Annotated in this window: 11 protein-coding genes; 8 read left to right on the top strand and 3 right to left on the bottom strand. The window is 68.9% G+C overall.

Annotated elements, in window-relative coordinates:
* Positions 1-108 precede the first annotated feature (108 nt).
* The gene (locus tag B1790_RS31195) at positions 109-717 is read right to left on the bottom strand and encodes a hypothetical protein (RefSeq protein WP_079927153.1); all 609 of its coding nucleotides are present in this window, start codon (positions 715-717) and stop codon (positions 109-111) included.
* Between the two features lie 128 nt (positions 718-845).
* Between B1790_RS31195 and B1790_RS31190 the strand changes: the two genes are divergently transcribed.
* Both B1790_RS31190 and B1790_RS31185 read left to right on the top strand, forming a co-directional pair.
* A complete protein-coding gene (locus B1790_RS31190) occupies positions 846-1,088 on the top strand; it encodes a hypothetical protein (protein WP_079927152.1) in 243 nt (80 codons plus the stop codon).
* On the top strand, positions 1,085-1,798 hold the full coding sequence (locus B1790_RS31185) for a hypothetical protein (RefSeq protein WP_142271602.1): 714 nt from the start codon (positions 1,085-1,087) through the stop codon (positions 1,796-1,798). Before B1790_RS31190 ends, B1790_RS31185 begins: the two co-directional genes overlap by 4 nt.
* Positions 1,799-1,968: 170 nt before the next feature.
* Here B1790_RS31185 and B1790_RS31180 read toward each other — a convergent pair whose 3' ends face one another.
* Positions 1,969-2,538 (bottom strand): MPT63 family protein, encoded by a 570-nt coding sequence (locus tag B1790_RS31180; RefSeq protein ID WP_079927150.1) that lies wholly within the window; start codon positions 2,536-2,538, stop codon positions 1,969-1,971.
* Between the two features lie 250 nt (positions 2,539-2,788).
* Between B1790_RS31180 and B1790_RS31175 the strand changes: the two genes are divergently transcribed.
* The 6 genes from B1790_RS31175 to B1790_RS31150 are packed head-to-tail and all read left to right on the top strand — an operon-like array spanning position 2,789 to position 7,221.
* Positions 2,789-3,112 carry a hypothetical protein gene (locus B1790_RS31175; protein ID WP_198952169.1) on the top strand — a complete coding sequence of 108 codons (324 nt, stop codon included), beginning with the start codon at positions 2,789-2,791 and terminating at the stop codon, positions 3,110-3,112.
* The gene (locus B1790_RS31170) at positions 3,109-3,519 is read left to right on the top strand and encodes a helix-turn-helix transcriptional regulator (protein ID WP_198952168.1); all 411 of its coding nucleotides are present in this window, start codon (positions 3,109-3,111) and stop codon (positions 3,517-3,519) included. Before B1790_RS31175 ends, B1790_RS31170 begins: the two co-directional genes overlap by 4 nt.
* On the top strand, positions 3,516-5,483 hold the full coding sequence (locus tag B1790_RS31165; RefSeq protein WP_079927148.1) for a cation-translocating P-type ATPase: 1,968 nt from the start codon (positions 3,516-3,518) through the stop codon (positions 5,481-5,483). Before B1790_RS31170 ends, B1790_RS31165 begins: the two co-directional genes overlap by 4 nt.
* A complete protein-coding gene (gene lspA, locus B1790_RS31160) occupies positions 5,480-5,980 on the top strand; it encodes a signal peptidase II (RefSeq protein WP_233165400.1) in 501 nt (166 codons plus the stop codon). Before B1790_RS31165 ends, lspA begins: the two co-directional genes overlap by 4 nt.
* On the top strand, positions 5,977-6,576 hold the full coding sequence (locus B1790_RS31155) for a cadmium resistance transporter (protein WP_079927147.1): 600 nt from the start codon (positions 5,977-5,979) through the stop codon (positions 6,574-6,576). Before lspA ends, B1790_RS31155 begins: the two co-directional genes overlap by 4 nt.
* Positions 6,577-6,624: 48 nt before the next feature.
* Positions 6,625-7,221 (top strand): TlpA disulfide reductase family protein, encoded by a 597-nt coding sequence (locus tag B1790_RS31150; protein ID WP_079927146.1) that lies wholly within the window; start codon positions 6,625-6,627, stop codon positions 7,219-7,221.
* A gap of 115 nt (positions 7,222-7,336) precedes the next feature.
* On the opposite strand, the gene B1790_RS31145 is transcribed toward B1790_RS31150, so the two are convergent.
* Positions 7,337-9,784 (bottom strand): AMP-binding protein (locus B1790_RS31145; RefSeq protein ID WP_142271601.1); only part of this gene is annotated, 2,448 nt, incomplete at its 5' end.

The raw sequence follows: 9,784 nt of genomic DNA, 5'->3' as shown, positions 1-9,784 counted from the left end.
CTATCTCGGTACCGAGATAGTACTCACTGTCCTCGTGAACGAGCCGGCGGCGGGCACGCATGGTCCCGCCGAGTTCGGTGTCCATCGCCGGACGTGCCGTGACTGTCGTCATCGAGGGGGTTGGGAGCCGGGTTCGGTCGTGGGGTGGTCCATCATCGCCGCCATCATCGCGGGCATGCCGTCGGTGACGAACCCGGTCACTTCACGGGCGTGTGCGCGGATGGCGTCGGTCACGGCCGGGTCGCGCGCGGTCTCCACCGCGACGACGCCCGTGGCGGTGAAGGTGAGGTGACGCTGGTAGTCGGGGGCGCGCCGAAACAGCGTCGGAAGACTCGCACTCATGCACGTCACCTCGGCGCCCTGATCCAGATGGGCGTACATCGTGGCGACGTGCCCCTGCAGTTGGGCCACCAGGTCCTTGGCGTCGGACTCGGTGGTGGTGCGTACACCGCCGGGAACGTTCTCCACCCGGCGCCGTATCTCGGTGTGCCGGGCGAACATGTCCATGTAGGTACTCATGTCCATCGTCGAGGCGGCGCCCATCATCGGGGAACCCTCCGGGCCGCCCATCATCGGCGGGTCCGCATCCGTGGCGAGCCCCGCGGCGGAACCGCTCCTTGGGGCGCCGGCGACGCCGCGCAGGGCGTACGCCACGCCGACGAGTCCGCCGCCGGTGCCCAGCAGTGCCAGCGCCGCCCGCCTGGTCATCTTCTCCATCGCCGTCGATCTCCTCGATTCGCGTGCTCGGTCAGCCGAGCATTCCTTCATCTACTATGTCGGTACCGAGATAGTAGATGAAGTGGGCGGCGAAGGCTCGCGGCCGACGACGAACCTGGAGGACGCTGATGCTCGATGTGCTGCTGACGCTGGCGCGACTGGCCTGCCCCGTCGCGATGGGCGTGATGATGTGGATGATGATGCGCGATCGCCGACGCGACGCGCCCCCCGCCGCCGCGCCGGCTGAACCCGAGCCGACGGAGGCCGCATCGGGCCCCGGACACGTCCGGTACGGCACCGATCGGCTGGCTGCCGTCGGAGCCCCTGATGTCGCGGTGACGAATTATGCAGCCTCTCAGGACGTCTCATGAGCATGAAGAACCGCATTCCGGTCACACCACGATCCCTGAAAGGTCCGGGCCGTGGGGCGCCCTCGGTCGCCGCGATGCGCCGCGGCAGCGGCCCCAGTCGGTGGCTGCTCGTCGCCGGCGTCACGGTGGTGGTCGCCTTCGCCGCGATCATGGTCGTGCTGACCACCAGGCAACACCCCGCTCGCGCCACCGCCTCCAACGCAATCCCAGACACCCCACTGACCTCGGCCACCGGCACCAGCAGCGCACCACCGTGGCCCGCCCCGACCGACGTCCCCGCCGCCGTGGCACGGTCCGGGCTGCCACTGCTTCGCGCAGAGGGCTCGGTGCTGCACCTGCATGCCCACCTCGACGTGTTCGTCGACGGCACCGCCGTGGCGGTTCCCGCCGGCATCGGGATCGACGAGCGCGGCGGCGCGATCAGTCCGCTGCACACCCACGACACCAGCGGCGTCATCCACGTCGAATCACCGACCCAAAGCACCTTCAGCCTCGCCCAGTTCTTCTCCGAATGGAACGTCACGTTGACCGCGTCACAGCTCGGGAACCGCACCGCCACCACCGGATCCCCGCTGCTTGCCTACGTCAACGGCCACCAGGTGACCGGCAACCCCGGCGCGCTGATCTTGCACGCCCACGACGAGATCGCCCTGGTGTACGGGACATCTCCCGCCCAGATCCCCAGCGGTTACGCCTTCGGCGACCTGTAACAAGTTCCCACCCCGGGGTCACCGCGGCTCGCGGGCCTGGCGTAACGAGTTCCGGGGGACGGCCCTCCCCCGCGTCGCGGCGCGCGTTGGCGACGGTGTCCTCGCCAGCCGGCCAGGCCCGCCACAGTGGTGAGACCACCACTGTGGCGGGCGCCGTTACCGGTCTGGTCCTACATCTTTCCCGCGCAGCACGGGCATGGTTCCTTCATGTCGGCGCAACACGCGCACTTGTCCATCGGCATCGCCATCATCGCGTCATCGCAGCACCACATCAGCGGTGTCGCGCCGCCAGCGGTGTAGGTGACCGCCATGGGGTCACCCCGGGTGACGTCGAAGTAGATCTTGCCGGTCGACGTCTGACCCTGAGCCAACGTGGCAGGAGAGATGCCGTGTGGACTCGCCACCTGCCACAGCACCGGATAACTTCCGCCGCCAGCGGTTGCGCTGAAGTAGGGAATCACCGGTGTCGAGGTCCCCGAGACGGCCGTCACCGTGGCGGTCGCCTCCCACAGGTGTCCGGCCACCGGAAAACCAGGGGCCACGTCGTCGCTCTTTTTCAGGTCCGTCACCACCCAATCCTGAACGCCTCCACCATCCTCGACCTGCTGATGCGACCCGAAACGGTGCGCACAGTCCTCCGCGGCCGACGCCACTCCGGCGAAACTCACCCCCAGCATCGCCGCCATCGCTGCCAACACCGCCGTCAGATAGAACTTGCGCACACCGTGCTCCTTCTTCATCGGGGCCCACGGTCGTCGACCGTGGGAATCTACTATGTTCGTACCGAGATAGTAGATGATCCTTGACGCTAGTCGACATGCCCCGCCCCGGGGCCAACGAGATAGGTTGACACCAATCCCCAAATCGACCAACAGTGACCGTACGGCGGCCACTGCGCAGCTAGCTGACCAAATCCTCTCGCCGACAACGAAGATGGCGCCAGCGCGCGAGGAAAAGCCCGCGTATCGAGGTCCTCGGATCGAACTGCTCGTGATCCCCGAGTGTCCGTACGCGACGCTCGCCGAGGCGTTGATCGCCGTGACGCTGCACGAACTGGGACTGGCACACACCCCGGTGCTCACCACGGTGATCGACACCACCGCCGAGGCGATCCGGCGACGCTTCACCGGATCACCCAGCATCGTCATCAACGGCGTCGACCCGTGGGCCCACCCCGACGGGAAACCCGCGATGGCCTGCCGGGCAGCAGCCACGGCCCCGGCCGGACTGCCCGACCCCCACAGTCTCGCCCACGCGTTGTGTACCGCCGTGCTCGAGGAATATCGTCGCTGGCCGGTTATCATCGTTTTATGACGATGATAAAGGTGGATGCCTGTCTCACCGGCAGCACCTCGGGTGCCTCGTCGAACGTGGATGCTGCGGTGGCGCTGTTTCGCAGCCTCTCCGACCCGGCCCGGTTGGCGATCGTGCGCCGCCTGGCCGACGGGGAAGCCCGCGTGGCCGACCTGATCGGGGATCTGGGATTGGCCCAATCCACCGTCTCGGCGCACGTGGGTTGCCTACGGGACTGCGGCCTGGTGACCGGCCGCCCCGACGGCCGACAGATGTTCTATTCCCTGGCCCGTCCGGAGCTGATGGACGTGCTGGCCTCGGCGCAGACGCTGCTGGCCGCCACCGGCAACACGGTGGCGCTGTGCCCCACCTACGGAACCCGCGCCCGCACGGGCGCGACGACCGACACCAAGGAGTCCTCCCGGTGAGCGACGCGTGCGGCTGCGGCGGCGACGAACCCCGCGGCGACGACGACCACGATGGTGAGCCCGAGAAGCTGTGGCAGATCAAGGAACTGCAGTTCGCCGCCCTCTCCGGGGTGTTCCTGCTAGCAGCCCTGATCGCCGGAGTCCTCGACGCCGCCGAGCCGGTCGTCTTGGCACTCGAAGCGGTGGCGCTAGCGGCTGGTGCCTACACCTTCGTCCCGTCCACCCTCACCCGGTTGGTCAAGGGCAAGATCGGGGTCGGCACGCTGATGACCATCGCCGCGTTGGGCGCGGTGATCCTCGGCGAGGTCGGCGAGGCCGCGATGCTGGCCTTCCTGTTCTCCATCAGCGAAGGCTTGGAAGAGTATGCGGTGGCCCGTACCCGCCGCGGTCTGCGCGCGCTGTTGTCGCTGGTGCCTGACGAGGCGACCGTGCTGCGCGACGGCGGCGAAGAGACCGTTGCGCCAGCCGATCTGCGGATCGGTGACCGCATGGTGGTCAAGGCCGGTGAGCGGGTCGCGACCGATGGCATCATCCGGCTGGGCCGCACCGCGCTCGATGTCTCGGCCATCACCGGTGAGTCGGTTCCGGTGGAAGCCGGGCCCGGGGATGAGGTGTTCGCCGGGTCGATCAACGGCACCGGGGTACTCGAGGTCGAGGTGACCACCACCGCGCAGGACAACTCGCTGGCCCGCATCGTGCGCATCGTGGAGGCCGAGCAGTCCCGCAAGGGCGCCTCCCAACGCTTGGCCGATCGCATCGCCAAGCCCCTGGTGCCCGGGATCATGATCGTCGCCGCGGTGATCGCGGTGATCGGCAGCCTGTTCGGTGACCCTGCCACCTGGATCGAGCGCGCCTTGGTGGTGTTGGTGGCGGCCTCACCGTGCGCGTTGGCGATCTCTGTGCCGGTCACCGTGGTCGCCGCCATCGGCGCCGCCAGCAAGCTGGGAGCACTGGTCAAGGGCGGCGCGGCCTTGGAAGGGCTGGGCAGAATTCGCGGCATTGCCTTGGACAAGACCGGCACGCTGACCGCCAACCGGCCCGCGGTCATCGAGGTCGTCACCACCAGCGGTGCGACGCGTGAGCAGGTGCTGGACCTCGCTGCTGCCGTGGAGTCCCGCAGCGAGCATCCGCTGGCCGCGGCGATCCTGGCCGCCGCCGGTGAGGTTACCCCTGCCACCGACGTCGAGGCCGTCACCGGTGCCGGGCTCATCGGACGCCGCGGCGGGCACACCATCCGTCTGGGCCGCCCCGGCTGGCTCGACCCCGGCGCCCTGGCTGGAGATGTCGCGCGGATGCAGCAGGCGGGTGCGACCGCCGTCCTGGTCGAAGACGACGGCCAGGTCATCGGTGCGATCGCCGTGCGCGACGAGCTGCGCCCGGAGGCGGCCGAGGTGGTCGCCCAGCTGCGCCGTGACGGCTATCAGGTGGCCATGCTCACCGGCGACAACGAGGCCACCGCCACCGCGTTGGCCCGCGAGGTGGGGATCGAGGCGGTACACGCCGAGCTGCGTCCCGAGGACAAGGCACGGCTGATCGAACAGCTGCGATCCGAGCGTCCCACCGCGATGGTCGGCGACGGCGTCAACGACGCTCCCGCGCTGGCCACCGCCGACGTGGGTATCGCGATGGGAGCGATGGGTACCGACGTGGCCATCGAAACCGCCGACGTGGCGTTGATGGGTGATGACCTGCGCCACCTGCCGCAGGCGTTGGGTCATGCGCGTCGCGCCCGGCGGATCATGCTACAAAACGTCGGTCTGTCGCTGGGGTTGATCGCGGTGCTGATGCCGCTGGCACTGTTCGGGGTGTTGGGGCTGGCCGCCGTGGTGCTGGTTCACGAACTCGCCGAGATCGTCGTCATCGCCAACGGTGTGCGGGCCGGGCGCCCCACACCGCTGGCCGCCACGCCGGTAGAACGGCCCGCTAGTCGCACCCGTGCGGCGGCCGTGGGCGCGCCATCGTGACCGCCGGCCGCACCGGTACCGGGGTGGTCCGGGCGCGGATCGCCCTGGTTGCCGCGGCGGTCATCGTCGCGGGACTGGACCTGGGTGTGAAGACGTGGGCCGCCCGCGTGTTGAACGACGGCAGCTCAACGGATCTCGGGCTGCTCCACTTGCGGCTGGTCTTCAACCCCGGTGTGGCATTCAGTTTCGGCGACACCCTGCCCCCAGCGGTCCTGCTCGGCGCCACCGGTGTCATCGTGGTCGCACTCGCGGTGTTCGCCTTCTGGTCCGCCCGCAGCGCCACGTGGCCTTGTGTGCTGGCGCTGGCCGCTCTGGTGGGTGGGGCGGTCGCCAATGTGATCGACCGCGCCGCTGATGGTCTGGTCACCGACTTTTTGCATACGGGCTGGTTCCCGACCTTCAACCTCGCTGACGTCTTCGTCGTCACCGGCGCAGCCGTACTCGCTGTGATCAGCTGGCGGGTCAGCGCCACCCCCGACACCGCAGGAGCCGCATGATCCTGTCGTCGATCCTGCCCGCGATCGGCCTGTTCATCGCCACCAACATCGACGACGTCATCGTGCTCTCACTGTTCTTCGCCCGCGGCGCGGGGCAACGCGGGACGACGGCCCGGATCATCGCCGGGCAGTACCTGGGATTCGCCGGGATCCTGGGCGCGGCCGTGCTCGTCACGGTGGGCGCGGGGGCGTTCCTTCCTCCCGGCATCATTCCGTACTTCGGGCTCATCCCCCTGGCCCTGGGACTGTGGGCAGCATGGCAAGCCTGGCGTGACGACGACGACGATGACGATGACGACGGTGCGAAGGTCGCGGGCAAGAGCGTCGGCGTCTTCACGGTCGCGGCAGTTACCTTCGCCAACGGCGGGGACAACATCGGCGTCTACGTCCCGGTCTTCCTCAGCGTCCGCCCCGCGGCCGTGGTGGCCTACTGCGTCGCCTTCCTGGTCCTCGTCGCGGTCCTCGTCCTCTTCGCCAAGTTCGTCGCCACCCGCGAGCCGGTCGCCGAGGTCCTCGAACGCTGGGAACATGTCCTCTTCCCGATCGTCCTGATCGCCCTGGGCATCTTCATCCTGGTCAGCGGCCTCGCCTTCTAAAGGCTAGGCACTTCCCGCACTCACACCGTCGTCTCGTGGAGGGATCTCATGGGTGACTTCAGGCGATCTGCCGTCGTCGTGGCAGCCCTCGTCGTTGCGACAGCTGTGGTCACCGGCTGCACCACTGGCGAGGATGCCGTGGCCCAAGTCGGGACCTTCGACTTCGTGTCCCCCGGCGGTCAGACCGCGATCTTCTATGACCCTCCCTCGACCCGGGGCACCATCGGCGATCTGAACGGACCCGACGTGTTCACCGACGAACCGATCCGGCTATCGGATTTCACCGGGAAGGTGGTCCTCGTCAACGTGTGGGGGTCCTGGTGTGCGCCGTGCCGCACCGAAACTCCGGAACTGGAGACCGTCTACCGCGAATACCGCGACCGTGGCGTGCAGTTCCTGGGTATCGACGTCCGCGACAACCGCGACACTGCACGCGACTTCGTCACCGACCGCAACGTCGAGTACCCCTCCATCTTCGACCCGGCGATGCGCAGCCTCATCACCCTGGGACGCAATTATCCGACCAGCGTGGTGCCCACCACGATGGTCCTCGACCGTCAGCACAGAGTCGCGGCGGTGTACCTGATGGCGCTACTGGCCGAGGACCTGCGGCCGCTCCTGGATCGGTTGACCATCGAGCGCTGACCACACGGTGGGCGGGCGCCCCGCGGCGCTGTGGTCAGGAGTCGTGTCGATGGCGGGACGCGGCAAGATTCCGGGTTCGTCGGGGTCATCGGCGCCACGTGGGCGCGACAGGGGCTCATCGCCGAGCGGAGGCAGCCTGCCGTCGTGGTGTGGGTCCGGTCGGCGTGCGCCGGCGGAGCCATGTGCGCGTCATCGTGACCAGCTGGGTCAGCAGGATGCCGACGACGACCGAGGCCAGCACGCCGAGGAGCCTGTGGTCGCCGAACAGCGGGTACACCTGGTAGTGCGTCAGGTAGATGAACAGTGACGCCTCGGCGATCACGCCCGCGGTGGTCGTGAACGCCGACGGGCAGCGGATGGCGGGCAGCCAGATCAGCAGCGCCAGCCCGATGAACACCAGGGCCTCGCGGTGGGGTTGGCCGAAGTACCCGACGATGCCGGCGGCGAGGACCGCGGTCACGGCGAGTCGCTGCCATACCGTCGACGACTTCGAGGCGGCCCACCCGACCGCGAAGAACCAGAACGCCAGCATGGTGAACCACGCGGCCTTGCCCAGTCCGATGCCGAAGACGTCCCACCGCAGGGCCATGCCCAGGGCAAGGAATCCCGCGGCGACGCCGAACGGCCACCGGCGTTCGGTGCGATCGCCCCACCGCGTCGCGCACAGCAGCGCCAACCCCACCAGGACCCACACCAGGACTTCGACGAACCACAACCGCCCGGCGGTCATGCTGTCCCCGGGACCGAGGAACTTGTTGGCCAGCAGCAGATTCGAGGCCGCGTAGTCGTCGGTGACCAGTAACGCGAACGCCACCCACACCACAGCGGGCACGGCGATCCAGCCGATGGTGCTGATCAGGTGGCGCACCCGGGTGGCGCGCGGCAGCGGGGTGAGGCAGAAGCGGCCGAAGTTGTATCCGGCGACGCCGAGCAGGATGTGCGCGCCGCCCCACAGCACCCACAGCTCGGCGTGCGAGCCGACGACCAGGGCGATGGCCGCCGCACGCAGTGCCACGCTGGTCTCCAGCGTCGTTCCCCACCACCGTCGAGTCGTGCGGGCGGATTCCAGCTTGCTCAGCGGTAGCCGCTCCCAGTCCGCGGGCAGGTGACCGAGGGCGCGTTCGAGCCGCACCGACATGGCGACGTAGGACAGCGAGTTGCCGCCCAGGTCGACGAAGCTGCTGCGCGGGTCGATGCTTTCTTGGTCGATCTGCAGCACGTCGGCGAACAAGCCACGCAGGTCCAGCCGAGCGTCGTCGCTCGTCCGCTCGGCGGCCCGCTCACGCAGGCTGCGGTAGTCCGGCTTGCCGGTGGGCAGCCGGGGAATCTCGTCGACGTCGATCACCCGAATCGCCGCCCGGGGAAGCCCGGACGCCGCAGCCGCCGCGGCAGCGACGTCGCAGTCCCGTGGACGGTCGGCCGTGCCGACGATCAGGCGGCCTTCGCCCGCGGTGCAGATCGCGTCGACCCCGTCGCCGTGCAGGACCGACTCCACGCGGTGCAGATCGATGCGCAGGCCGAACAGCTTCACGAAGCGGTCGCTGCGCCCGAGCACCTCGTAGAGGCCATCGGGGCGCCGGTGGGCGATGTCGCCGGTGCGCAGTTCCTCGACAACCGCGCCGGCGGCGAGGTCGGCGGCGGTGTGGGCGTAGCCCATCATCACGTTCGGCCCGCGGTAGAAGAGTTCCCCCGTACCGTCGGGCATCCCGTCGACCGGTTCGATGCGGAACGAGCCGCCGGGGATCGGAACGCCGATCGACTCGGGATGGTCGTGGGCGAATTCCGGCGGCAGGTAGGCCATGCGCGCGGTGGCCTCGGTGGCGCCGTACATGACAAAGAACAGCCACCCCGCACGCCCGCCGAGATCGGCGAGACACCGCACGCGGTCCGGGTCGAGCCGTCCGCCGGCCTGAGTGACGTAGCGCAGGTTCGGCAGCGACATCGCCTCGAAGCCGATCCGGTCGAGCAGTTCGAAGGTGTGCGGTACGCCCGCGAACGATGTTGCGCCGTGCGTGCGGAACTCCGTCCAAAAGTCGTCGTCGACGACAGATTTTTCGGTGAGCACGAGTGCGGCTCCGCGCAGCAGGTGACTGTGGATCACCGACAGCCCGTAGCAATACGACATCGGCAGGGTCGTTGCTGCCCTGTCGGTTCCGGTGATGTCGAGATAGGTGGCGATGGACTCGGCGTTGGCGGCGAGGTTGAACCGGGACAACCGGACCAGCTTGGGGGAGCCGGTGCTGCCGGACGTCGAGAGCAGGAGGACCAGGTCGGGGTGGAGGTCGGGGGCGGGACGATGGCGTGGTCCCGTGGTGATGACACCGTCGGCGACGATGACGTCCGGGTGGTAGGTCTCCACGACCGACTGGTGGTCGCTGCCCGCCGGGACGGGCAGCACGACGTGGTGGCCGGCGAGCGCGCCGAGGTAGGTCACCAGCGTGGGTAGGTCGTTGCGGGTTTCGAGCAGGACCAGCTTGCGACGCGCGCCCAGATCCGCGGCCCGGGCGGCCACCCGGGCCGCGAGTTCGGCGTAGCTGACCCTCTTCTCGGCGGTGATCACCGC

Origin of the sequence: Mycobacterium sp. AT1 (assembly GCF_002043095.1) — a bacterium.
Lineage (GTDB): Bacteria > Actinomycetota > Actinomycetes > Mycobacteriales > Mycobacteriaceae > Mycobacterium.
The sequence above is the reverse complement of the archived record's forward strand: the minus strand, read 5'-3'. Positions and strand labels throughout refer to the sequence as shown.

What these genes read in the sequence shown, in the direction of transcription:
- B1790_RS31195 (WP_079927153.1), bottom strand. Translation starts at nt 717, where the DNA reads ATGGAGAAGATGACCAGGCGGGCGGCGCTGGCACTGCTGGGCACCGGC.
- B1790_RS31190 (WP_079927152.1), top strand. Translation starts at nt 846, where the DNA reads ATGCTCGATGTGCTGCTGACGCTGGCGCGACTGGCCTGCCCCGTCGCG.
- B1790_RS31185 (WP_142271602.1), top strand. Translation starts at nt 1,085, where the DNA reads ATGAGCATGAAGAACCGCATTCCGGTCACACCACGATCCCTGAAAGGT.
- B1790_RS31180 (WP_079927150.1), bottom strand. Translation starts at nt 2,538, where the DNA reads ATGAAGAAGGAGCACGGTGTGCGCAAGTTCTATCTGACGGCGGTGTTG.
- B1790_RS31170 (WP_198952168.1), top strand. Translation starts at nt 3,109, where the DNA reads ATGACGATGATAAAGGTGGATGCCTGTCTCACCGGCAGCACCTCGGGT.
- B1790_RS31155 (WP_079927147.1), top strand. Translation starts at nt 5,977, where the DNA reads ATGATCCTGTCGTCGATCCTGCCCGCGATCGGCCTGTTCATCGCCACC.
- B1790_RS31150 (WP_079927146.1), top strand. Translation starts at nt 6,625, where the DNA reads ATGGGTGACTTCAGGCGATCTGCCGTCGTCGTGGCAGCCCTCGTCGTT.